At 59.9% G+C, this 22,779-nt stretch carries 15 protein-coding genes and 2 pseudogenes; 5 read left to right on the top strand and 12 right to left on the bottom strand.

Going from position 1 to position 22,779, the window contains the following annotated elements:
• The first annotated feature begins 25 nt into the window (after positions 1–25).
• Genes AVCG78_RS22845 through AVCG78_RS22825 form a run of 5 tightly spaced genes read left to right on the top strand, consistent with a single transcriptional unit; the run spans position 26 to position 10,492 of the window.
• Positions 26–1,117: an ATP-binding protein gene (locus AVCG78_RS22845; RefSeq protein ID WP_015918600.1), complete on the top strand. Its 1,092-nt coding sequence runs from the start codon at positions 26–28 to the stop codon at positions 1,115–1,117.
• Positions 1,089–3,419: a DUF5682 family protein gene (locus tag AVCG78_RS22840; protein WP_156583028.1), complete on the top strand. Its 2,331-nt coding sequence runs from the start codon at positions 1,089–1,091 to the stop codon at positions 3,417–3,419. Before AVCG78_RS22845 ends, AVCG78_RS22840 begins: the two co-directional genes overlap by 29 nt.
• A gap of 22 nt (positions 3,420–3,441) precedes the next feature.
• Positions 3,442–7,434, top strand: a complete 3,993-nt coding sequence (locus AVCG78_RS22835; protein ID WP_156601732.1) for a WGR and DUF4132 domain-containing protein — start codon at positions 3,442–3,444, stop codon at positions 7,432–7,434.
• Positions 7,431–8,573 carry a VWA domain-containing protein gene (locus tag AVCG78_RS22830; RefSeq protein WP_071206098.1) on the top strand — a complete coding sequence of 381 codons (1,143 nt, stop codon included), beginning with the start codon at positions 7,431–7,433 and terminating at the stop codon, positions 8,571–8,573. The genes AVCG78_RS22835 and AVCG78_RS22830 overlap by 4 nt, the downstream gene beginning before the upstream one ends.
• 2 nt (positions 8,574–8,575) lie before the next feature.
• Entirely contained in the window at positions 8,576–10,492 is a 1,917-nt protein-coding gene (locus AVCG78_RS22825; protein ID WP_156583026.1) for an SWIM zinc finger family protein, read from the top strand.
• Between the two features lie 51 nt (positions 10,493–10,543).
• Here the strand turns inward: AVCG78_RS22825 and AVCG78_RS27355 are convergent.
• From AVCG78_RS27355 to AVCG78_RS22765, 12 genes and pseudogenes are all read right to left on the bottom strand, one after another.
• Positions 10,544–10,627 (bottom strand): annotated as a pseudogene (locus AVCG78_RS27355) (IS6 family transposase); the annotation flags it as partial.
• 153 nt (positions 10,628–10,780) lie between these two features.
• Positions 10,781–11,065: pseudogene (locus AVCG78_RS22815) on the bottom strand (IS6 family transposase); the annotation flags it as partial.
• A 98-nt stretch (positions 11,066–11,163) separates the two neighbouring features.
• A complete protein-coding gene (locus AVCG78_RS22810; protein WP_071585078.1) occupies positions 11,164–12,777 on the bottom strand; it encodes an HAL/PAL/TAL family ammonia-lyase in 1,614 nt (537 codons plus the stop codon).
• A gap of 108 nt (positions 12,778–12,885) precedes the next feature.
• On the bottom strand, positions 12,886–14,145 hold the full coding sequence (locus tag AVCG78_RS22805) for a Zn-dependent hydrolase (protein ID WP_156583022.1): 1,260 nt from the start codon (positions 14,143–14,145) through the stop codon (positions 12,886–12,888).
• A 4-nt stretch (positions 14,146–14,149) separates the two neighbouring features.
• Complete coding sequence (locus tag AVCG78_RS22800; protein ID WP_071206089.1) at positions 14,150–15,526, bottom strand: dihydroorotase; 1,377 nt, start codon at positions 15,524–15,526, stop codon at positions 14,150–14,152.
• Positions 15,523–16,044: a TIGR02444 family protein gene (locus AVCG78_RS22795; protein WP_081355465.1), complete on the bottom strand. Its 522-nt coding sequence runs from the start codon at positions 16,042–16,044 to the stop codon at positions 15,523–15,525. The genes AVCG78_RS22800 and AVCG78_RS22795 overlap by 4 nt, the downstream gene beginning before the upstream one ends.
• Positions 16,045–16,054: 10 nt before the next feature.
• A complete protein-coding gene (locus AVCG78_RS22790; protein WP_071206085.1) occupies positions 16,055–17,032 on the bottom strand; it encodes an ABC transporter ATP-binding protein in 978 nt (325 codons plus the stop codon).
• Positions 17,025–17,993 carry an ABC transporter ATP-binding protein gene (locus AVCG78_RS22785; RefSeq protein WP_234665175.1) on the bottom strand — a complete coding sequence of 323 codons (969 nt, stop codon included), beginning with the start codon at positions 17,991–17,993 and terminating at the stop codon, positions 17,025–17,027. The genes AVCG78_RS22790 and AVCG78_RS22785 overlap by 8 nt, the downstream gene beginning before the upstream one ends.
• Positions 17,994–18,039: 46 nt before the next feature.
• Positions 18,040–18,960: an ABC transporter permease gene (locus AVCG78_RS22780; RefSeq protein ID WP_071206081.1), complete on the bottom strand. Its 921-nt coding sequence runs from the start codon at positions 18,958–18,960 to the stop codon at positions 18,040–18,042.
• Positions 18,957–19,904 carry an ABC transporter permease gene (locus tag AVCG78_RS22775; protein WP_139191530.1) on the bottom strand — a complete coding sequence of 316 codons (948 nt, stop codon included), beginning with the start codon at positions 19,902–19,904 and terminating at the stop codon, positions 18,957–18,959. The genes AVCG78_RS22780 and AVCG78_RS22775 overlap by 4 nt, the downstream gene beginning before the upstream one ends.
• A 195-nt stretch (positions 19,905–20,099) precedes the next feature.
• On the bottom strand, positions 20,100–21,032 hold the full coding sequence (locus AVCG78_RS22770) for an isocitrate lyase/PEP mutase family protein (protein ID WP_071206076.1): 933 nt from the start codon (positions 21,030–21,032) through the stop codon (positions 20,100–20,102).
• A gap of 65 nt (positions 21,033–21,097) precedes the next feature.
• Positions 21,098–22,723, bottom strand: coding sequence for an ABC transporter substrate-binding protein (locus AVCG78_RS22765; RefSeq protein WP_071206074.1), 1,626 nt, complete (start codon positions 22,721–22,723; stop codon positions 21,098–21,100).
• Positions 22,724–22,779: the final 56 nt, after the last annotated feature.

The raw sequence follows: 22,779 nt of genomic DNA, 5'->3' as shown, positions 1-22,779 counted from the left end.
CGTCAAGACAGATTGATGAGTCCCCATGCAAGACAAAACAGGTATTGCCTCAATCCAACGTCCCCCAGCCGAAATAGCCTATCGAGCCGAACTTGAGGCCCTGATAAGGGCCGACCGGGGACCGCGACCACCGGGCTGGAACCTGTCACTGAAAAGCGTCAAATCCTTCATTCTCGGCGGCAACGGCGCCACAACCAAGCTGGTTGCCTCGCCTTCCCTGGTTGAGCGTGCCATGGTGACGCTGGCCACATCACGAGCGCTCCTGCTGATCGGCGAGCCGGGCACGGCCAAGAGCTTCCTGTCAGAATTGCTGGCCGCAGCGATCAGCGGCGATTCCAAGCTCACAATCCAGGGCGGTGCATCGCTGACGGAAGATCAGATCAAATATGGCTGGAACTATGCCCTCTTGGTGAGCGAGGGACCGAGCCGTCGGGCGCTGGTTCCGGCACCCCTTCACACGGGGATGTCCCACGGCAAGGTCGTGCGCTTTGAGGAAATCACCCGCTGCCCCCTGGAGGTGCAGGATAGCCTGTTGTCGATCCTGTCGGACCGTGTTTTGGCCGTGCCGGAGCTTTCCGGTGAGGACGGCATGGTCTTCGCCCGTGAGGGCTTTAATATCATCGCCACAGCCAATACCCGCGACCGCGGTGTCAACGACATGTCGGCCGCCCTCAAGCGCCGCTTCAATTTTGAGACGGTGTTTCCGATCCGCGATGCCGACGAGGAGCTGGAACTGGTCAAACGAGAATCCGCCAAGCTGCTGGCACGCTCGGGCGTACCGGTGACGCCGAGCGACGATTTGCTTGAAGTTCTGGTAACCTGCTTCCGCGAACTGCGCGAGGGTCTGTCGAGCGAGGGCAGCATGGAGCGGCTGAGCTCGGTGATGAGCACGGCGGAGGCCGTCAGCGTCGCCCATGCGGTCGGCGTTCGCGGTCACTATCTGCGTGGCGACAGCGGACGCCCGGAAGACATCGTCGAGTGCCTTGCCGGCACGGCCGCGAAGGACAATGCGGAAGACCTGAAAAAGCTTGTACGCTATCTGGAGCAGAAGGCGTCGAAGCGGCCCGGTGCAGCATGGAAGGCGCTCTATGAGGCTCGGCATCTTCTCACGCCCTGAGGCGGACGTGGCGCAGGATCGCGGCGGCAGGCTGACGGTCGTCGGCGTGCGTCATCATTCACCAGCCTGTGCGCGCTTGGTCTCCCAGACAGTCGAGCGGCTGAAGCCGCGCTTCGTGCTGATCGAAGGCCCAGCAGACTTCAATCCTCATATGAACGACCTGCGACTGCCACATACGCTGCCCGTCGCAATCTTCAGCTATCACGCGGCTGCGGAGCGGAGCTTCGCCTCCTACTCGCCGTTCTGCGCCTATTCGCCGGAGTGGGAGGCGCTGCAATCTGCATGGAAGGTCGGCGCTACTCCGTTATTTTGCGACCTGCCGGCTTGGCATCCTGACTTCGGCAACCGGACCAATCGCTACGCCGACCCACATACGGTTCGCGCCGCGGCGGCCGAGGCCGCGCTCGGCCACGCGCTGGGTGAAGATGGCCTGGATGCTCTATGGGACGCGCTGGCTGAGCAGGCGCCGGTGGCGGAGCTTGATGAACGGCTCGACCGCTATTTCGACCTGCTGCGGCCGGAGGGTGCCGAAGATCCACGGGAACTGGCCCGCGAAAAATTCATGGCTGGCCATGCGGCCTGGGCGCTGCGCGAAGCCGGTATTGGCAAGGTGGTGCTGATCTGCGGCGGCTGGCATGCCGAAGCAATCCGTCGACTGACCGAGGAAATGGACGGCGAAAAGCCCGACATGCCTGAACCGGGCGAGCATGAACGGGTCGGCAGCTATGTATTGCCCTATGACTATCAACGGCTCGACCGTTTCACCGGCTATGCCTCAGGCATGCCCTCACCCGCCTATTACGAACATGTCCGGGAACGCGGTCTCGGCTTTGCCGCAGACTGGGCCGCCAACGCGATCACCCATGGCCTGAGGGATGCGGGCCAGGTGGTCTCCACCGCCGACCGGATCGCTTGGCAGGCCCATGCCGAAGGTTTGGCCCGAGCCCGCGGCCACAGCGCCATTCTGCGCGTCGATCTACTCGATGCCGCGCTGGCGACGTTGGTGAAGGATGGGCTGGAGGCACCGGCCGCCTGGACCCAGGCTGGCGCGGTCAGATCAGGCACCCACCCGGCGCTCGTTGCCATGTTGAAAGCCATGACCGGAAACAGGCGCGGCCGGCTTGCTGCCGGCACCCGCCGGCCACCACTGCTCGACGATATCGACGCCCGGCTGCTCGAAGCCGATATGGTGCCCGGCCCGACCGCAAGGCGTCTGGAGCTTGACTGGAACGAGCCCGCCGATCGCGGCCAGGCCCACATGCTGCATGCTCTGAGGCTTCTGCGCATGCCGGGGCTGGAGCGGCTGGAAGGGCCTTCGGCGATTGAGACCAGGGCGCCGCTGGAGGTTTTCCGCTTGATTCGCCACCGCGATGCCGAAGGCGTGCTCATCGAAGCCTCCAGATGGGGAGGCACGCTGCCAATGGCTTCGTCGGGTCTGCTCGCCGATCGGGTCGCCCGCGCGGGCGATGATCTGGACGTGCTGACATCCTGCCTGTCCGACGCGCTGTTCGCCGGGCTGCTTGTCCTCGAAAGCGAACTGACGGGCAAGATCGCATCCGGTATTGCCCGCTCTCACGAGATCGGCGAGATCGGCAAGGCCGGTCTCCAAGCCGTGCGACTGTATCGCTTCGGACATATCTTTGGCAGCCATGCGCACCAGGCGCTGGGGCGGCTGTGCGAGCAGATATTCGCGCGCGTCCTGTGGCTTGTCGGAGACATCCACAATGAGGACGAAGGACGCCGCTCCCTCAACGCCTTGATCGCCTGCCGCGACATGATGCGCGATTGCCCATCACTCGATATCGACAGCGAAGCGCTGGTCGGAACGCTTGCTCGCTGCGTCGCCAACCGCTCCACCGTTTCGGCGCTGGCGGGTGCTGCCCTTGGCACGATGATCGCCTGCGGTCGCAGCGACATCTCCGGCATTGCAAGCCAGATGCGCCATTTCAGCCGACCAACTCAGCTCGGCGATTTTCTCGCCGGCCTCTTTGCCCTTTCCCGCGAGGAGATCGCCGCGGATCTGCCGGTCATCGACGCCGTCACGCAGCTGGTTGACGACTGGGGAGATGACGAATTCCTGCAAGCGCTGCCAGCGCTGCGCCAGGCATTTTCCTTCTTTCCACCTCGGGAGCGCGAAAAGCTTGCCCAGGTGATCCTGCGCACCCATGGACGCGGGGAGGCACGGGCGCAGATCGAAGCCTTGCAATGGATGCGCCAGCGCAGCAGCACCGAGAGTCAGGCGGCGGCGCTGGCTTTGGAAGCAGTGGTGGCGCGGCGGCTCACCCGCGCTGGATTGATATGACCAGAAAGATGAGGAGATAGGGATGGAACGCTACGAACTCGTTGAGGGCACATCATCGAAATTCTGGCAGGTCTCGCTTGACGGAACGACCCTGACAGTCACCTACGGGCGCATCGGTACCCAGGGCCAGACGAAGGAAAAGGAATTCGACAGCGTCGATGCGGCGATCAAGGAAAAGAACAAGCTGGTTAAGGAGAAGACCGGTAAGGGCTATGCCTTGAGCGGATCTGGTCCCGCGCCCGTCAAGACCGCCACACCCGAGCCCGAGGCTGCCGAAAAGAAGGAAATGCCGGTGCAGCAAGCGGCTGCGCTGGCGCTGGCCGAGCGCCCCGTGACGTCAGCGGAAGCGCCAGCAGCAGCCCCACCAGAGGCGCCCGCCGAACCGGCTCCAGCCCCCGCCCCTATAATGATCGAGCCTTCCGAGGAGCTGGAAAAGCTGCTCGGCGATCCCCTTCCGACGCGCACTGAACCGCAGACGACATACTATCTGGAAGCAGATGCTTGGAAAGCACTCCGGAACACGCTCCAGGTCACGCTTCCCAAGGCCAACGAGAAGGAAAAGGCATCGGCTCAATGGCTGGAAGAGCGTCTCGGTGAGGACGGTCCGAAGGCACCCGCTGGCGGTGGTGCGGTCGGCTGGCTAAAATCCAAGCTCGGCGGCAAACAGGAAGCATCCATGGGCGTCGAAGAAGCCCGCACCTGGATCACCCACATCCTGAACGCGACGAGTCGGCTGTCGATTACCCTAGGTGGGGGCGATGAAAAAAGTCGCCCGGTCGACCTGTTGTGCCTAAGATACTTCTTCCATTGGCTGGCGCGAACATCTGGAGCGCCAATCGTCGCAGAAGCGGCACTGCCGCTTGTCGGCACCGAAAACCAGGCGCGCCGCAGCTATGAAAATTCCGCCTGGAGCTCGGCCCTGTCGCTTGCCTTGCGCGACGCCCTTGTGAAGGCTCCGGCGGAGGAATACGAACAGGTCGTCGATATCTTCATGCAGGCTTGCGATGACCAGGTGGATTGGAAACGTCGCGCCTATTTTGCCTTCGTCCTCGGCGACGACAGGGTCAGCGACCATGATCTGAAGGCACTCGCAGTCCTGAACGGTGCAGCCGCCAGCGGTCTTGATGTCGGTGCAACCTTGGAAATGGTGCCGCTGATCGCCGAGGCGCCGCCCTCTGCCGTCGCGCGCTGGCGGACGAAACGCACCTATTTCATCTATTACACCTATTTCGACCTGCCTCTCGAAGACATCGCAGCTACCGTCATTGGCGCTGCCGATCTCTATCGCGAGTCAGCCCTGCCCGCGCTCGAATGGCTATTGCACTATGCCTACGATGCACAGCGGACGCTCGTGGCGCGCATCGTGCTGGTGACCGGCGAAGACGCAGCGCTCGGCCTGCTGCTTCCCTTCTTGCATGAGAAATGGATCCGCGCCGCCCTTGACGAGGCGACCGAAGCCAATCCCGCGAATGTCTTCCGGCAGTATGTCACGTCGCTCGCTGCCGGCCGTAGCGATCCGGTCATCCGCTCGCGCGTTCTGGACATGACGAAGCGCTATCCTGCCGATACGCTGAAGCAATGGCTGCAAGGCAACAATAAAGCACTGAGCCAGCTCGACCGCCTGTTGGAGGCGCAGAATGTGACGCTCGCCGGGAACGATGCGCTGCCTGCGGTTCTGCAAGACCCGCCATGGCGCAAGAAGGCGAAGAAGAGCGACGATCTCGTCCTTTCGCTCAAGCCGGCTGAGACGCAGTTCCGCTACGAGCCCGATGGGCCTCCCGGCCACGAAAACCACTGGCGGATATCCCAGGCGAAGGTTATCGCCAATACCGACGAACTGATCGAACTGATCGCGGAATTCGAAGCCAAGCCCTTCCCGGACTGGTACGGCGTTCCGGCCCGATCGAGGCGTTTGCCCCAGCGCGGTGACGACGAAGGCGATGTGCTAGGCTTTATCTACGAGCGCGTGATGCAGATTCATCGCGCGAAATCCTATGCGATCAATTCAAGTGGCTGGAACACGCTTTTTGCCGGTATCGACCGTCAACCGGATGCGTTGGCACTGGTGCTGTGGAGCTGCCCGGGCGTCGCGACCGGTTATTACGCCGATGACGTCTATCCACGCATGATGGCCCGTTTCGGCGAGCGCGGCCTGCCGGGCCTTCTGAGGCAGATTGAAGGTGATCCGATCGGCATGATTGACCGCGCCAAGGATGTCGACGCCGCGGAAATTGCGCCGCATGCGGCCCGCGCCCTGCTCAAGCTCAAGAAGGCTCGTGTTCCGGCCATGCAATGGCTGCGCACGCACCGGCAGACGGCAGTGACCCGGCTGATCCCCGACGCCGTCGGCGACAAGGGCATTGCGCGCGAGGCCGCCGAGCATGCCTTGCGCTGGATCGCCGGCGATCGCAACGATGGACGCGCGGCGATTGAAGCCGTGGCCCAAGACTATACCACCCAGGACGCCAAGGTGCCCGAGGCGGTTTCGGAGGTTCTTGATCGCGATCCGCTGCAGCGCTATCCGGCGCGCATTGCCAAGCTGCCCACCTGGTTCAAGCCAGCGGCGATGACGCGGCCGTTGCTGAAGCAGGGCGGCGCTTTGTCTGACGAGGCTATGGCCGCAATCGCCGAAATGCTGTCCTTCAGCACGCCGGAGGGGATTTACGGCGGCATCGATATCGTCAAGGAGCTCACCACGCCGGAAAGCCTTGCCGGGTTTGCCTGGGACATGTTTGCCGCCTGGCTGGCCGATGGCGCTCCCTCCAAGGATGGCTGGGCGCTCAGGGCCGTGGGCTGGATGGGCGACGACGAATGCGCCCGCAAGCTGACCCGCCTGATCCGCAAATGGCCAGGCGAGGCCGCCCACGCACGCGCCGTGACGGGCCTCGACGTGCTTGCCGACATCGGCACCGACGTGGCACTGATGAACCTCAATGGCATCGCTGAAAAATTGAAGTTCAAGGGCCTGCAGGAAAAGGCCCGTGAAAAAATCGCGGTGCTGGCCGAAGCCCGCGAGCTGACGCCGGAAGAACTGGCAGACCGGCTGGCGCCCGATCTCGATCTCGATGATCGCGGCGGCATGGATCTCATCTTCGGCGACCGGCGCTTCCGCGTCGGCTTCGACGAATTCCTCAAGCCCTGGGTGAAGGACGAGACCGGCAAGCGGCTCAAGGACCTGCCGAAGCCGATCAAGTCGGACGACCAGGAACTGGCGGCGGAGGCAACCAAGCGCTGGGCAGCGCTAAAAAAGGATGCCCGCGCCATCTCCAGCCTGCAGATCACACGGCTGGAAAACATGCTGTCCACATCGCGCCGCGCCGCGCCGGAGGTGTTCTGGACCTTCTTTGCCAGCCATCCGCTGATCCGTCACCTGACCCAGCGACTTGTATGGGGAGTGTATGCCGACCATGATCCCTCCACTGCGCCGACGACGATCTTCCGGGTCTCTGACGATCTGTCCGTCACTGACGCGCAGGACGACACGCTCGATCTCGATTTCTCGGCGCAGGCGACAGGCTTCATCGGGCTCGTGCATCCGCTGCATCTGCCAGCAGGCGGGCTCGATGCCTGGGGAGCGCTGTTCGGCGATTATGAGATCTCACAGCCCTTCCCGCAGCTCGGCCGCGAAATCCACCTGCTGCTGGAGACCGAGAAGGATACCAGCGAAATCAGCCGCTTCGAGGGCCTAAAAGTCGAGTCTCCGCGGCTTAGGGGAATGGCCGCGCGCGGCTGGCGGCTCGGCGCACCCCAGGATAGCGGCTGCATCTGGTGGCTGGAGCGGCCTGTACAGTTTCCCGACGGCAGCACGCATGCCGCGATGTTCTATTTCTCCGACGGCATCTTTACCGGTGGCGGCGATTGGGAGGACAAGGAGCAGACCCTTGGCAAACTATCGCTAGAACAGCCCTATGCACGCACCAAGACCAGCGAGCGCAAGTTCGACGAGCTTGATGCGGTGACCGTCAGCGAATTGCTGCGCGGCCTGGCGCTGTTGGCCGAGACGGCTGTGAAATGAGCCAAGCCGCAGCACTTGACCCGCTCACCCGCTGGCGCCTTATCCTGGGCGAGGCGTCGGACGCTGCCTGCAGCGCTGCCGGCTGCACGATGTCGGGCGATGCCATGGCCATGGATGCAGCTCTCGACTGGCTCTACGGCCGTGATGATGAGGACGGCGCCCGCAATATCAGCCGTCAGGGCGGGCGCGGTCCCTCCGCCCTCACCACGCCGCAATGGATCAACGACATCCATCGGCTGTTTCCCAAGGAAACCATCGAGCGGCTGGAGCGCGATGCGATCGAGCATTATGCCATCGATGACATCGTGACCAATCCCGACGTCCTGTCGCGGGCCGAACCCAACGAGACACTGCTGAAGGCGGTTCTGCGGACCAAGCACCTGATGTCGCCTGACATCCTTGTGATGGCACGCAAGCTGGTGCAGGAGGTCGTGCGCCAGCTGATGGAAAAGCTGTCGCGGGAGATGGCGGTCGCCTTTTCCGGCGTCGTTGATCGGCGGCGCCACAGCCGTTTCAAGATCGCCAGCGATCTCGATTTCCGTCGTGTTCTGAAGGATAATCTCAAACACTACAATGCCGAAAGTCGACAGCTGACCGTAGAGAGGCTGCATTTCTTTGCCCGCAACCGCCGACATATGAAGCAATGGCAGGTGATCCTCTTGGTCGACCAGAGCGGGTCTATGCTCGACTCCGTCATCCATTCCGCCGTGACGGCGGCCTGCCTCTTGGGCTTGCCCGGGGTGAAAACTCACCTCGTCGCCTTCGACACCAGCGTGGTCGACCTGACGAGCGATGTCGATGATCCCTGCGAACTGCTGATGAAGGTACAGCTCGGCGGCGGAACGGATATCCAAAGAGCGGTCGGCTATGCCGCAGATCTGATCACCCAGCCGGAGAATGCGATCGTGATTCTGATCTCGGATTTCTACGAGGGCGCAAGCGAGGCGATGCTGCTGCAAAGAGTGGCCGAACTAACGGCACAGCGCACGCTGGTGCTCGGGTTGGCAGCGCTCGATTCAGACGCCGAGCCGGCCTTTGACCGGGAGATGGCGCGTCGTCTGGTCAGCGCCGGCGCCGAAGTCGGCGCCATGACCCCCGGCGAGCTGGCCGGCTGGCTGGCCGCCAAGATCGGACGCTAGAAATGGCACGCGCCGATCTCAACGCATTGACCGATGACGGCCTGACCCAGCTTTCCAATGCCGGGCTGGTCAAGCGTGCGCAGCGAGAGCTTGCAAACGGCACCGGACCTGAGCTTGCCGAACTCGATGACGGTACGATCGAGGCTCGGTTTGCCGACGGTACGCTGACCCGGCTGGCACCCGGACGTGAGCTTGCCGACGCCAGTTGCACCTGCCCGTCTTCCGGCGTCTGCCGCCACCGGGTGATGCTGGCCATGGCTTGCCGAGAGACGCGGACGCAAGACAGGGACGGACAGCCGGACGTTGCCGTCGCTTGGAACCCTGCCGCGCTCGATCTCGAGGGTTTTGAAGCCGCCCTCGCCCCCTCAGCAAAGGCCGAGCTCAATCGTCTGCTCGGGACCCGCCATTCGGTTCGGCTCGTCTACGGCCAAGTGCCTGCTGCAAGGCTGCCGATGGCAAGCGTCCGGTTTCTTGTACCCGGTGACCTCGGCTATGCTCGCTGCGACTGTATCCAGCAGCGGAACTGCGTTCACGTGGCGCTCGCGATCCGCGCTTTTCGTGCTGCCGACGACACGTCGGAAGCCGTGGTCGGGGGCGCATCGGCCATTGCGGCAGGCACAGCCGACACAGGGGCGCTGGCGACCGCCTGCACCGAGCTTCTTGCCCAGCTTCTGGACGTCGGGGTGACTGCGGGCCTGACGGCCCATGCACTGCTGATCGAACGCTGCCGCCGACAGGCCGAAAAGCTTGGCGCGTCGCAGATGCTGCTGGTCCTCGAAGGGCTGGTGGAGCAGATCGAAAGCTATAGCGCCCGGAGTGCACGCTATGACGAGCGGGCCGCACTTCGCCTCGGCGTTGAACTCGTGGCTCGCACTAAGGCCAGCGATGCCGCAACCGCGCTCGGGCTCGGCGAACCGTTCGAAACCGCCATGTCGAAATCGCGCCTGGTGTCGCTCGGTGGCAGGCTGCGGCAGGAGGGCCTGGATGTCAGGGCCTCGGTGCTTCTCGCCGACAGCGACACCGGCGCCACGATGCTGTTGGAACGACTGTTCTCCGCCCTGCCCAACGAGACCGGCCCGCTACAGGCATCGGTTTTACGGCGTCAATTCTCACCCGGCCTGCCGGTGCTGGGAGTGGGACGCGGCCAGATCCTGACCAGCGTCGCCCGGCGGCGGGCCGATGGGCTGCTGGCGCTGGGCAGCGGCACCGGCGGCAAAACCCAGGTGATGCCGCGCAACGGCAATTTTACCTTCGCTTCGCCGCTGGCCGCCCGCCATGTTGATGCCGTGACATCCGACTTCTCAAAGCGGGCGATTTCACTGATCCGGCCGCGCAAACGGGTGGACGACATCCACGTATTCGAGGTCGAGGAAGCCCTGGGGCAGAGTTGGTCCGCCGGCGCGCAGATCTGGGAAGGCGCCGTCCGCCTTGCCAATGAGGGCGGCACGCTTCACCTGGAGCGGGAATTCGATGCCGGCGCGCCAGCCGCAACCGGCGTTTTGGCAGCGGCAATGGAAGGGCGCTGGGGCCGCATTCGCTATATCGCCGGCCCTGTGCGCCTCGATGGCGATGCGCTTGTCTGCGAACCATGGTCGCTGTCCGCCGACCGCTTCATCGTCCCGGATCTCGATACGCCGGAGGAAATGATGGCGACGGTCACACCACGTCAGGTCAGTCAGCAGTCGGATATTCTCGACGAGGTGGAACGGTTGTTGAGCGGTTCGATCCATGCAGGTAGCAGGGCACGCGCCCATCGCGAGGCTGTGGGCAAGCCGCTGAAGGCAAGGCTCACCGCTGCCGGCTTCGTCTCGCTGGCGAGCCGCCTGGGTGACTGGATGGTTGCCGAGCCGGGACGAGCGACTAGCACCTTCTGCGACGTCGCCGTCTGGCTGCTGACGCTGAAAGAGAGCCACGTGTAAATCGGCGGGGGGGGGCCGGTGCCGATACGCATGACAAACGGGCTTGTCGCAAACATATTCGGAGCGCGCGATGGTTCGCCGCGCCGTGTTGAAGGATTGGAAGCCACTGATCTTTGGCATGTTCTTCTTTACCCGGATCAGCTACTCGGCAATAGCATTCAGAATCATGGGCTCGCTCCGCAACTTTCGGAGCAGCAAACTCCATACCTCTGGTCAAAATACCTTTAAGCCCGAAAATTTGCGACAAGCCCGGTTTGCGATCGGGTCGTAGATGGACGCGAAAAGGTGAAAGTGTCTCTTTCCACCGATGGTGATGACAACCTCATCGAGATGCCACTTATCACCGAGCCTGCCGGCAGATCGCTTGCGGAAATCATTGGCAAAGTGTCTGCCGAATTTCTCAGCCCAGAGCCGCACGGTTTGATGAGAGACGATGATGCCACGCGCCGCCAGCAGATCCGCGACCATATGCAGGCTGAGCGGAAACCTGAAATAGAGCCAAACCGCATTAGCAATCACCTCGGCTGGAAATCGGTGGCGACGATAAAGTGGATCAAGGGCAAATCTGGTCATGCAGCCAGGTCCCTCATTTTGATCGACGTCCGGTAAACGTTACGAGGCCAACTGAACCGTAAGCGAGGCTAAATGCCTCGCCCATGGTTCAGATCGTCTCAGCGAAGAGGGCCAATGGCGGTTTCGACCACATTCAGAACCTTGCCTTCGGTGACCATGGCAAAAGCTGGTTTGATCTGCTTTTGCATATAGCCATCTCCATCCTGCAGCGGGATGACGGCGGCCAGCGCGTCATAAAGTGGTTGTGTGCCACGTCCGAGTTTGAAGCTGCCCAGTGCATGGCGGGTTAGGAAAATTGCCTTGGTGGCCAGCAAGCACTCAACGCCGATGATTTTTGGCAGATTATCCAGCACCTGCTGCGCCTTGCGGCACGACCAAGCCGCCATGGAAACATGGTCTTCCTGACTGCTCTTGGTGGGGATGGTATCGGCGACAGATGGGAAGGCCAGCGTCTTGTTTTCAGACGCCACGGCGGCGGCGGCGGTGGAAATAATGCCGTAGCCGTAGTTAAGGCCAATGGGCTTGCCAGCAAGGTTTGGCGGCAGACCGTAATTCAGCGTGGTATCGCACAGGGCAAACAACCGCCGCTCGGAGATATTGCCGATTTCAATTAGGGCGATGGCCAGCAGATCCATCGCAAAGGCAATCGGTTCGCAATGGAAATTGCCGCCAGAGAGGAATTCCAGCGCGCCATTTTCATTCCAGAACACCAGTGGATTGTCGGTGGCGGCGTTGAGCTCGCGCGTCAGCACGGTCTTGGCATGCTCAAGCTGATCGCGGCAGCTGCCGTGCACTTGCGGCAGGCAGCGGAAGGAATATTGGTCTTGAACGCGTGGGTGATAGGTTGGGTGCAGGATATCATCTTCGAGATGAACGGCGCGGGCTGACTCTGAGGCGCGGCGTGAGCCTTCGACCATGCGGCGGATGTTTTCTGCCGTCAGGATTTGGCCCGGTTGCTTGCGCACTTCGTGGATACGGGCGTCAAATGCGGCCTGCTCACCACGGATTGCTTCGAGGCTCAAAGCACCAATCGCGTCTGCGGTTTTCATCAGGTCTTCGGCATCATTCAGTGTCAGTGCACCCATGCCTGCACACAGACTGTTGCCATTGATGAGCGCCAGGCAATCCTTGGCCTTCAGCTCAAAAGATACCGGGCTGATGCCTGCCAGTTCAAGCGCCTTTGGAGCGGACATGCGCTCCCCCTTGTAGATGGCCTCTGCATCCTCATAACCAATCAGCACAGACACCATATGGGCAAGCGGAGCCAAGTCGCCGGAGGCACCGACAGAGCCTTGGATTGGCACCACCGGATGAACGCCGCTGTTGAGCATCTGTACGAGACGATCAACCACCTCAATGCGCAGACCCGAAACACCAACACAAAAGGCATTGATGCGCACGGCCATCATGGCACGAACGATTTCCTCCGATGCCGGTTCGCCAATGCCGGAGCAATGGGACAGCACGATATTGAGCTGAAACTGCTCATTATCGGCCTGATTGATCTTGTAATCCTTGAGCTTGCCGACGCCGGTGTTGAAGCCATAGGTCGGCGGTGCATTTTCCGTCAGCCAGTTTTCTTCGATATAGGCGCGCTTTTTGATGATTTCGGCCCGTGCAGCGGCTCCAATCTCAACCTGTGCGTTTTCGCGGGCGATCTGCACCGTTTGCTTGATGGTGAGGCTGTCGCCGTCCAGTATGATCGTTGTCATAGGTCAGTCCTTCATTTGAAATGCATATTGATCTGGCACCGCAGCGTCAGACATTTGTTTGAGTTTGTCTTTTCGGGAAAACCGGTGACCACTTTTCCCTGACAAACTCTAAGGCGTGTTGTTATCCAGATGGACAAGGGCGCGAACGAGCACATCGGCGGCAAGCGCGATGGCTTCGTTATCCGTCCACTCATCCGGGGTGTGGCTTTTGCCATCGCGAGACGGCACAAAGATCATTGCTGATTTGGTGATCTGGGCCATGAATGCCGCATCATGGCCCGCACCAGAGGCAAGAGACAGGGTGGGTAGATTGAGGTCGCTGGCGGCGCTTTCCAGAATGTTTCTGAGAGAGGCATCGCAGGCAACGGCCCGCGTCTTGCTCAAGCGCTCAAACAGTGAAACCTGGCATTTCTCGTCGGTCGCCGCCTTGGTGGCCAATCCCTCCAACGCCTCAATGAACCTATCCATCATGCCATCGTCTTCGGCGCGGATATCAACGATGGCCTCGGATGCGCCCGGCACCACATTGGCCCCGCCCGGCTCAATGGTGAGCACGCCGATGGTGGCGGTAAAATGCCCTTTGCCCTGCACGGCATAAGCTGCATCCCGAACGGAGAGCGCAAACCGCGCCATGGCCAGAGCGGCATCCGCCCGCATATCCATGGGCGAGGTTCCGGCATGGCCCGCGATGCCCTCAAAACGCACTTTGACACGCCCAATACCGGCAATGGCGGTCACAACGCCAATCGGGATATGCTTTGCCTCCAGCACCGGCCCTTGTTCAATGTGGATTTCCAGATAGCTGGCAATGTCGTCGCGGCGGGCGCTGGAAAGCTGTGAGACATTGCCGCCAATCCGGTCTATCGCCTCGCGCAATGGTTCGTCATTGGGCCCAAGCAAAGCAAGATGATGGTCGGTCAAGGCCCCCGCCATACCCCGGCTGCCGATGCAGGACAGGCCCCAATCACTTGGTTCTTCGGCAAGAAAATCGACCAGTTCAATGGGATGTTGCGGCCTATAACCGGCAAGCCGCAGCGCCCGAATGGCTGCAAGCCCGGATAATACACCGGCGACACCATCGAACCGCCCGCCGCTGGGCACGGTGTCGCTGTGCGAGCCAGTCATCAACACGGGCGCATGACGTTGAGCGCCCTCCCATCGTCCAATCAGATTGCCAGCGGCATCCAGACGAACACTCAGACCTTCCTCCTCAAAGCGGGTTTTGAGATAAGCGCGACCGTCAAGAAACAGGGGCGTGAAAGAGCGGCGTGTCCAAGGGCGGCCCGGCTCTGTCAGGGCTGCCAGCGCATCGAAATCGGCTTGCAGCTTTGTGCGGTCAACACTGGGAACGGATTGCATATTGGCCATTGGATCAAGCTACTTTTGATAGGGCGCGGGTGGGCTTGATAAAGCGGCCCGTTCCGGGTGCTGCCAGAACATCCTTGCCGTCATAAATCATCTGGCCGCGCAGGAAGGTTGCAATAGCCGTGTGGCGGATACGCTTGCCCTCATAGGGGCTCCAACCCACCACGTTATGGCCGCTGGCCGCCGCATCGTAAATTCTTGGCCGCTCTGCAAAGACGGCAATATCGGCATCCAGCCCTATAGCCAGCGCGCCTTTTTGCGCCGTCAGGCGAAACAGCCGGGCTGGGTTGCCGCAAAGCAGTTTTGCCGCATGGGTGAGCGGCAGGCCGCGATCTGTCAGCCCGTCCAGCAGCAGGCTTGCGAGCACCTCAAGACCCGGCATGCCGGAAGAATTTTCCAGCATCACAGTCGCGGATTTTGCCGCAAGGCTCCATGATACATGATCGGTGGAAACGATGGTGATATGGCCCGCAGCCAAATGCTGCCAGAGTTTTTCCCGCTCTTTGCCGGATCGAATGGGCGGATTGCATTTTGCGCGACCCAGCAGACGCGACACGTCTTCCTCCTCGCTACACACGAGGTAATGGATGCAGGCCTCAATGGTCGCGTCCACACCTTGGGCGCGGTAGGCTTGCGCGAGCTCATAGCCGCGCCCAACCGAGCAATGCACGATATGGGCCGGGCATCCGGTGGCTGCGGCTATTTCATAGACTTCAGCGATAGCCAGTGTTTCGGCAATCGGCGGGCGGCTTTCGCCGTGGGTCAGATAGTCGGTGCGACCTGAGGCCTTCACCGCCTCGCTCCAGACCTTGACGCATTCGTCATTTTCGTTGTGAACACCGGCAATCAATCCGGTCTTGGCCACTTCAGCAAAGGCGGCATAGAGCAGTGGCGTTGGAATGCGCGGAAAACGGTTTGGATCGGTCTCAAAGGTTGAAAATTTAAAGCCTGCGGCCCCGGCCTCTGCCATCTCAGCAATATGCTTTGGGCCATCAGAGGGGCGAATGGTGCCGTAGAGCGCAAAATCCACGCGGGCCTGCTCGGCAGCGCTTTCGGCCTTTTCCGTCAAAAGCTCCGCCGTGCAGATCAATTTTCCGCCTGCGTCATAGGGCATGTCAACGATTGTGGTGACGCCACCTGCCGCAGCGGATCGGGTGGACCAGATAAAATCCTCCTGATCTTTTTGCGAGCGGGAATGAACCTGCCCATCAATGATGCCGGGCAGAATCAGCGCCGAGCCGAAATCATCGACCTCTCTGGCCGCTGGAGCCGAACCGCTTCCAAGGGCTGCGATGATACCGTCGCGAATGGCCACAAAGCCATTTTCAGTGATCCCGTCCTCGGTCACGAGGGTTCCGCGCACCACTCTGTCGAAGTCACTCATAACAGCCTTCTTCCTTCGTCATGTTCTTGAATCTGTGAGCCATCGGCTGCGGTTTGAAAAACCAGAAGCGCCTCTACGCACTCGTCCTCCGGTACGCAGCAGCCAAGGAGATAAGCCCCACACATCCGGCTCGTGCCTGTTGGTTTTGCATGCAACATAAAACTGCGGGCGAGGCGTGAGACATGGACCTGTTCCGCCTGCAATTCCAATGCCTTGATAGCCGTACGGAGCTGAACCTCATCATGCTCCGTGTAGCGGCCCTTCATGCCCTGACGTATGGTCCGTAGCGGCTTCACAACATCCTCACGCCATGAAGTCGCATCCGTCAGGAATGCATTCAAATCTTGGATATCCGTGCCGATTCCTTGCTGATCGGCATAAAACAGCAGCAACAACAGCGGCACATCAATGCCGTAAGCATCCTGCAAGCGAACACAAAACTGCGCGACTTTCGGTGCGCGATAGAGATTGCACATGGCTGTCCAGGCATTGTTTGCAAAATCATCAGCATTTTTCATCACCGCCACCTCATGCTGATACCGGTTGATCATGCGGGTGGTGACAGGCAACCATCTGCCCCCGAAGTGCCAAACGCAGCACCGGCTCTTTATTGGTGCAAAGCTCCGTGGCACGCGGGCATCGGGTCCTAAAAGCGCAGCCACTGAGCGGCTGGTTTCTGGATGGCACTTCCATACGCTTGCGCTCTGGCGTCACTTTCCTGCTGGCATCAACGACAGGCACGGCCTCCAGCAATGTGCGCGTATAGGGATGGGCGGGGAGCGCATAAATGGCCTCGCCCAAACCGATCTCGACGATCCTGCCGCGATAGAGCACCGCCACGCGGTCGCTGACATTTTTTACCACGGCCAGATCATGGGAGATGAAGATCAGCGCAAGCTTGCGGGTTTCGCGGATGTCCTGCAACAGGTTGATCACCTGCGCCTGAACCGACACATCCAGCGATGCCACCGGCTCGTCACAGACAATCAGCTCGGGTTCCACGGCCAGCGCCCGGGCAATAGCAATGCGCTGGCACTGGCCGCCGGAGAACTGATGCGGGGTGCGGCCCGCAACAGCATCCAGATCAAAACCCACATCCTTGAGCGCCGCACGCACGCGCCTGTCGCGCTCAGGCTTTGCGACGCCCTGGATTACCAAGCCCTCGGCCACAATATCCTCAACCCGGCGACGTGGATTGAAGGAGGAGAGCGGGTCTTGAAAGATCATTTGCAGCTTGCCGCGCATGCGCCGCATGTCTCCGCTGGAGAGCTTGGCAAGGTCAGTGCCTTGATAGTCTACAGCACCTTTCCATTGGGTGTCGGCCTGCGGCAACAGCCTGAGCAGCGCCCGCCCGATGGTGGTTTTGCCGCTGCCGCTTTCGCCGACAAGACCAAGCGTTTCGCCCGGAGCCAAAGAGAAAGACACGTTATCAACGGCCTTCATCATTTTACCGCCACGCGAAAAATCGACGGACAGGCCGGAGACGTTCAACAGCGGCTCAACCATGGGAAACCTCCCGCAATGCAGAGGCTTCAATCAGCGGAAAATGACAGGCAAAGTGATGATCGCCATCTGTGGTCATTGGCGGCATGGTGTCATGGCAAGGCCCCTGCGCTGACGGACAACGCGGTGCAAACGGACAGCCTTTTGGCTGGTTAGCAAGGCTGGGCGGCTGGCCGGGAATGGTGTGCAGCCGCGCATGGGCTGGCTGATCCATCCTTGGCATGGCCGAAAGCAGTGCCCCGGTATAGGGATGGCGCGGATTGCGAAACACCTCTGCTGTCGGCCCCGCTTCCACGATATGGCCGCCGTAGAGCACCAAAATGTTATCGGTGCGTCCAGCCACAACGCCCAGATTGTGCGACACCAATATCATCGACATCTGCCGCTCTTCCTGAAGGATTTGCAGAAGGTCGAGAACTTCCTTTTGCACGGTCACATCAAGGGCGGTGGTGGCTTCATCAGCAATCAGCAGATCGGGATGACACATCAGGGCCGTTGCAATCATGATGCGTTGCTTCATGCCACCGGAGAATTGGTGCGGGAAATATCCATAGCAATCCTTGGCATCGGCAATGCCAACCACCGTCAAAAGCTCAATGGCTCGTTCCTGCGCCTGCGCGCGGCTGAGGCCCAGATGAAACCGGCCAGCTTCTTCAATCTGCCGCCCAATGGATGCAAAGGGATTGAGCGAGGTCATCGGATTTTGAAAGACGATGCCAACCTTGCGGCCAATCATCTGGCTGCGGGCTTTGGGCTTCAAGGTCGAGAGATCAATTCCATCCAGAACGATGCGCCCTTCAACCCGCACCGGTGTTGGTGCAATGCCCATGATGGACTTGATCAGCATGGATTTTCCAGCACCGGACTCACCAACAATGCCCAGTGTTGTGCGCCGGGGAACAGAAAAATTGATATCGTGCAGCACCTGCAAAGGGGCAGGTTTTGCCGCAATTGTGCAGGACATGCGCTCGCAAGACAGGATAGGAAGCTGGCTGGTTTCACTGCCCATATCAGCTCTCCCTCTCGCGGCTGTTGAGACGCTGGGCGAAATAATCCCCCACGGTGTTCAGCGCATAGACCGTCAGAACAATGGCCATCACGGGGCCAAGGATCAGTAACGGAAAGCGGCTTAACAGATCGGTGGAGCTGGCAATCATGCCGCCCCAACTGGGGGCCGGGGCCGGAATGCCGTAGCCGAGAAAGCTCAACGAACCTTCGGTGATGATCAGGCCCGCCATCAAGGTGGGCATGACGGCGGTGAGCGCCGGGACCAGATTGGGCAGAATTTCCTTCAGCAGAATCCGGCTATCTCTTGCCCCCATGGCGCGGGCGGCGAGAACATAGTCCCGGTTGCTCTGGGAAATCACACCCGCCTTGGCAACACGGGCGTAAGTGCCGATATCGAGAATGCCAAGGGTGAGCATAATCGTCAGCACCGAGGGTCCTGTGGCCGTCACGAAGGCCAGTACCACCAGAATGGACGGCAGAGCCGACATTGTATTAGCGTAAAGATCAACCATGCGCTCAAAAATGCCTCGATAGAAGCCTGCGAGCATGCCCAACAACAGGCCAGCGAACACTGAAATACAGGTGGCGACGCCAACAATCATCAACGATGCCCGCGCCCCATAGAGCACGCGCGACAGGATGCTGCGGCCGATATCATCGGTTCCCAGAAGCCCGTTTAATGACCATTCTGGCGGCTGGGAAAAATCGCCGTAGGGGAATCTGGGGCTGACAAGTCCCGGAATGAAATTGACAAAAATCGCGGTCAGCACCAGCAGGATCAGAAAGCCGAGCGCAACCAGCTCAAAGGGGCTTGCACCCGGCAGCCGCAATCTGGCCGACCATGGCATATTGGCTCGCACAATCGCGCTCAGGTCGCTGTTCTTATCTGCCATTGATGGTGAAGGAGTGCCGGGCGTGCTCATGTGACATTAACCCGTGGATCGATGATGGCATAGCCGATATCCACCAGCATGAAGATGGTGACGAAGACCACAACAGTGAGCGACAAAATCGCCTGCACCAGCGGAATATCGTGGCTTTTGACCGCCGTGAGCACAGTCCAGCCAATGCCCGGTACGGCAAAATAGCTCTCAACCACAAAGGAGCCGGCCAGCATATAGGTGAGCGACAGGCCCATGACGGTAAGGATCTGCGGCATGGATGGACGCAGCACGTGGCGAAACAGGATATAGCCAAGCGGCAGGCCCTTGGCCCGCGCCACCTGAATGAAATCTTCTTGAAGGGTGGTGACGAATTCATTGCGGGCCACACGGTAGAGATAGGCCGTCTGGTGCAGGCTGAGGCACAGCACTGGAAGGGCCACATACCACAGATTGGCCAGCGGATTTTCAGAGAAATTGACCCAACCCGTTGCAGGCAACCAGCGCAGCACGATCGCAAACAGGTAGCTCAACAGAACCACGATCACAAACGTTGGCACGGCCAACACCACAGAGGCCACAGAGCGTAAGACCCGGTCGGTGAGCTTGCCGGGATGGCTTGCGGTGAACATAGCAAGCGGAATGCCAAGCATCGACACCAGCATGGCAAGGGCTGCGATTTCAAAGGTAACAGCGGCGCGATCCATCACCACCTGCAAAACCGGCTGTTGGGAAAACAGCGTTTGCCCAAGATCACCGTGAAACAAATCGCCAAGCCATTTCAGATAGCGTTCCCAAACCGGCAGGTCATAGCCATAGGTCTGGTTGAGGGCTGCCACCTGTTCAGCGGTGGCATTATCACCCAATATCAGCTGCGCCGGTGATCCCGGTGCAAGGCTGGACAGCGCCGTCGCACCAAAGGTGACGAGGAGGAAGACGGGAATTCCTGCCAAAAGCCGTGTTGAGATGGCTTTTGCATAGGGCATGGCTTGAATGGTCACGTCGTTACCTCCTTTCAGCGGCTCTGTTTCACAAACGGTAAAAGTCTGTTCGAGAATTGGTGCTGGCTTGGCGAAAATGGTGATTTCGAGAACCGGAGCGGAGCGTACTCAAGTACGTGAGCACCGGAAGCGCCGAAATTGCCATTTGCAGCCCGCCAGCGACAATTATGGGACAGACTTTCAGATTTTTTTCCATTCTTCTTCCGCATCCATCCAGCCGATGTCGCGCTCCAGCATCTGGCGCTGCTCTTGCGTGGAATAGCCGCCCATGGTGTGGTCGTCGGAATAGCGGGTGCTGCGATCGGCAAAAACGCGGCGGCCAAAATCCATCATGCCGTACATCGAGCCTTTCTCGAGATAATGCATGGTGACCATGTTAAAGCCGAGGGCGGCGATATCTTCCAGCTCAACAAAGGCCTTGCCACCAACGGTTGCTACATCACCAAACATCTTCCAGCCGGGCAGAGCCTTGGCCACCTTCTGGCATTCTTCCAAGGTGCGCAGGCCATGCACATAGGTCATTTCAGCGCCGAGTTCTTCAGCGCGCACGCAGCGCTCAATCGCATCATCCAGACCCTTTTCCAGCTTGGATTCGGTGCGGGCAATCACCACACAATCCGTGCCTGCGCAGGCGTCGAGGGCTGCCTTGATCTTGGCCAACCACAATTCTTGCGACACCACGGGGTGATCGACATTGCCATCCACCTTGCCTGCCAGCGTCGCGGCCTCCATGGCGCGGCCAAAGCGGGCATAGCCGCGCTCATTGGGTGTGTCTTCCAGCAGAATGGCGGCAGCTCCGGCCTTTGCCAGTCTCCGACATGTCCGGTAGGCTTGGGCAACATCGCCGAAGCAATCATCGGCATCAATGATGAGCGGCAGAGGTGAATAGTCGGCAATGCGGTCGGTGGCCCAGATCAGTTCTTCCTGATTGTGCAATCCCATATCGGGAACACCAGACATGCTGAAACCCAGCGATGCACCACTAAGCAGAATGGCCTTGAACCCCGCCATTTCTGCCGCCTTGGCCGAATAGCAATCCCAAACGCAGGGGGTGAAAACCTGCTCTTTGGAGAAGAGCTCGCGAAATGTGGTTCTGGGCCGTTTATCAAACATGGATCAACACCTTGAGGAGAACATTGGCGAACCGAACCTGCGGTTCGCCAATCTATTGGATTGTCTTACTTCGCGGTTTTTGACGCGCAGGCGTCCTTGCAGACGTAGAGATATTGCTTTTGCAAAATGCCGCCGTTGGAGGGCACGATGCCGCCTGTGGTATTGCGCAGCAGCAGGAAGCGAGTCTCGGCACCGAAAATGTAAAGCGGAAGGTCTGTTGCTACCCGCTTTTGCACCTTGGCATAGGCCGCCTTTACCGCAGCCGCGTCCATGGTGGCGTTGGCTTCTGCCAGCTCTTTATCCATATCCGTGCTGTTGTATTTGCCCCAATTGTCATTGCCGTTTGAGCTGAGCAGGTTGGAAATGATCGGTTCTGCACCATTGGCCACCAGCACGCCGCCATCGACGCAGAAATCGAAATTCATCTGCCCCTTACAGGTCGGGCTGAGCATGGCCTGATCAACCAGCTGAAGATTGACCGTGACGTTATCATAGGCACTCAAAGCCTGTTGCAGGTAGGAGGCCAGACGTTTCAAATCCGAGTTGGAATAGGTCACAAGCTTGATGTTGAATGGCTTGCCATCCTTGGCGAGCTGGTCGAACAATTCCTGAGCGTGTTTGGGATTGTAGGTTGGGAGTTTATAGGTCGGATCATAAAAGGGCGACGACTTGGTGAAATAATTGGTCGGAATGTCGTAACCGCTGACCTGTGTATAGGCCTGCATCAACTTAGACGGATTGATCGCCTCGTAGAAAGCTTCACGCGCCCGCTGGTCGGTGAAGGCACCACTCTTCTGGTTAAAGTATGCGCGATAGAGACCGGGGATTGGAATTTCATGAGTGGTAACGCCTGCGGCCTTGGCGTTTGATCCGAACTGATAGGGATAACCCGCCATCATCGTTGCTCCACCCTGAACCACGGTGGCGATGCGGCTGTTGGTCTCGGGGATGATGGCAAATTTCAACGTGTCGAGATAGGGGCGCGGCTGATCCCAATATTGCGAATTGCGCTTCATGCTCATCGAAATGCCCTGGTTCCAGCTATCAAGCACAAAGGCACCGGCCCCAACCGGCTTGATATCGGTTTTGGTCTTGGCGGCTTTCAGCGCTTGCGGCGAGGCAATAAAGGGAGCCAATTGCGCCAGCGAAGAACCAAAATTGCGATCCGGCTTTGGCAGTGTGATCTCAAGTGTCAAAGGATCAACAATCTTCACACCACCAATCCACGAGGCGACAAAGCCTTGTGAAGGTGAAAGAGTGTCAGGCGTGGCCTGACGCTCCCAGTTGAATTTTACCGCCTCGGCATCGTAAGAGCCACCATCGGTAAACTTCACACCGTCGCGCAATGTCAGTGTCCAGACTTTGGCATCCACGCTGGTCAGGCTCTTGGCCATGCCGCCCTGTACCTTGCCATCCACGTCCACATAGACAAGAAAGCCATAGATGGCATCCAACATATCCATGGGGCCACCCGGATAGGTGCCGCCGATAATGGCCGGGTCCCAACTCTTGATGTCTGAGCCATTGATAATGGTCATTTCGCCACCCTTGACGGGCTGCTCTTCAGCGATGGCCAATGGGGCGTTGATGCCATAAATTGCCGCACTTGCCCCAAGCAAAGTCAGCGTCACAGTCACAGCGCGCGCAGATCTGGATGCGAGGTTTTCGCAATATTTTAATATTTTAGCCATGGTTTTCTCCGTTATACGGCAGTTCATACGAACCACCGCAGTTCCCCTTGTTTTTT

Source organism: Gillisella vitis, assembly GCF_021559775.1.
Classification (GTDB): domain Bacteria; phylum Pseudomonadota; class Alphaproteobacteria; order Rhizobiales; family Rhizobiaceae; genus Allorhizobium; species Allorhizobium ampelinum.
The sequence above is the reverse complement of the archived record's forward strand: the minus strand, read 5'-3'. Positions and strand labels throughout refer to the sequence as shown.

What these genes read in the sequence shown, in the direction of transcription:
- AVCG78_RS22845 (WP_015918600.1), top strand. Translation starts at nt 26, where the DNA reads ATGCAAGACAAAACAGGTATTGCCTCAATCCAACGTCCCCCAGCCGAA.
- AVCG78_RS22840 (WP_156583028.1), top strand. Translation starts at nt 1,089, where the DNA reads ATGAGGCTCGGCATCTTCTCACGCCCTGAGGCGGACGTGGCGCAGGAT.
- AVCG78_RS22835 (WP_156601732.1), top strand. Translation starts at nt 3,442, where the DNA reads ATGGAACGCTACGAACTCGTTGAGGGCACATCATCGAAATTCTGGCAG.
- AVCG78_RS22830 (WP_071206098.1), top strand. Translation starts at nt 7,431, where the DNA reads ATGAGCCAAGCCGCAGCACTTGACCCGCTCACCCGCTGGCGCCTTATC.
- AVCG78_RS22825 (WP_156583026.1), top strand. Translation starts at nt 8,576, where the DNA reads ATGGCACGCGCCGATCTCAACGCATTGACCGATGACGGCCTGACCCAG.
- AVCG78_RS22810 (WP_071585078.1), bottom strand. Translation starts at nt 12,777, where the DNA reads ATGACAACGATCATACTGGACGGCGACAGCCTCACCATCAAGCAAACG.
- AVCG78_RS22805 (WP_156583022.1), bottom strand. Translation starts at nt 14,145, where the DNA reads ATGGCCAATATGCAATCCGTTCCCAGTGTTGACCGCACAAAGCTGCAA.
- AVCG78_RS22800 (WP_071206089.1), bottom strand. Translation starts at nt 15,526, where the DNA reads ATGAGTGACTTCGACAGAGTGGTGCGCGGAACCCTCGTGACCGAGGAC.
- AVCG78_RS22795 (WP_081355465.1), bottom strand. Translation starts at nt 16,044, where the DNA reads ATGAAAAATGCTGATGATTTTGCAAACAATGCCTGGACAGCCATGTGC.
- AVCG78_RS22790 (WP_071206085.1), bottom strand. Translation starts at nt 17,032, where the DNA reads ATGGTTGAGCCGCTGTTGAACGTCTCCGGCCTGTCCGTCGATTTTTCG.
- AVCG78_RS22785 (WP_234665175.1), bottom strand. Translation starts at nt 17,993, where the DNA reads ATGTCCTGCACAATTGCGGCAAAACCTGCCCCTTTGCAGGTGCTGCAC.
- AVCG78_RS22780 (WP_071206081.1), bottom strand. Translation starts at nt 18,960, where the DNA reads ATGAGCACGCCCGGCACTCCTTCACCATCAATGGCAGATAAGAACAGC.
- AVCG78_RS22775 (WP_139191530.1), bottom strand. Translation starts at nt 19,904, where the DNA reads ATGCCCTATGCAAAAGCCATCTCAACACGGCTTTTGGCAGGAATTCCC.
- AVCG78_RS22770 (WP_071206076.1), bottom strand. Translation starts at nt 21,032, where the DNA reads ATGTTTGATAAACGGCCCAGAACCACATTTCGCGAGCTCTTCTCCAAA.
- AVCG78_RS22765 (WP_071206074.1), bottom strand. Translation starts at nt 22,723, where the DNA reads ATGGCTAAAATATTAAAATATTGCGAAAACCTCGCATCCAGATCTGCG.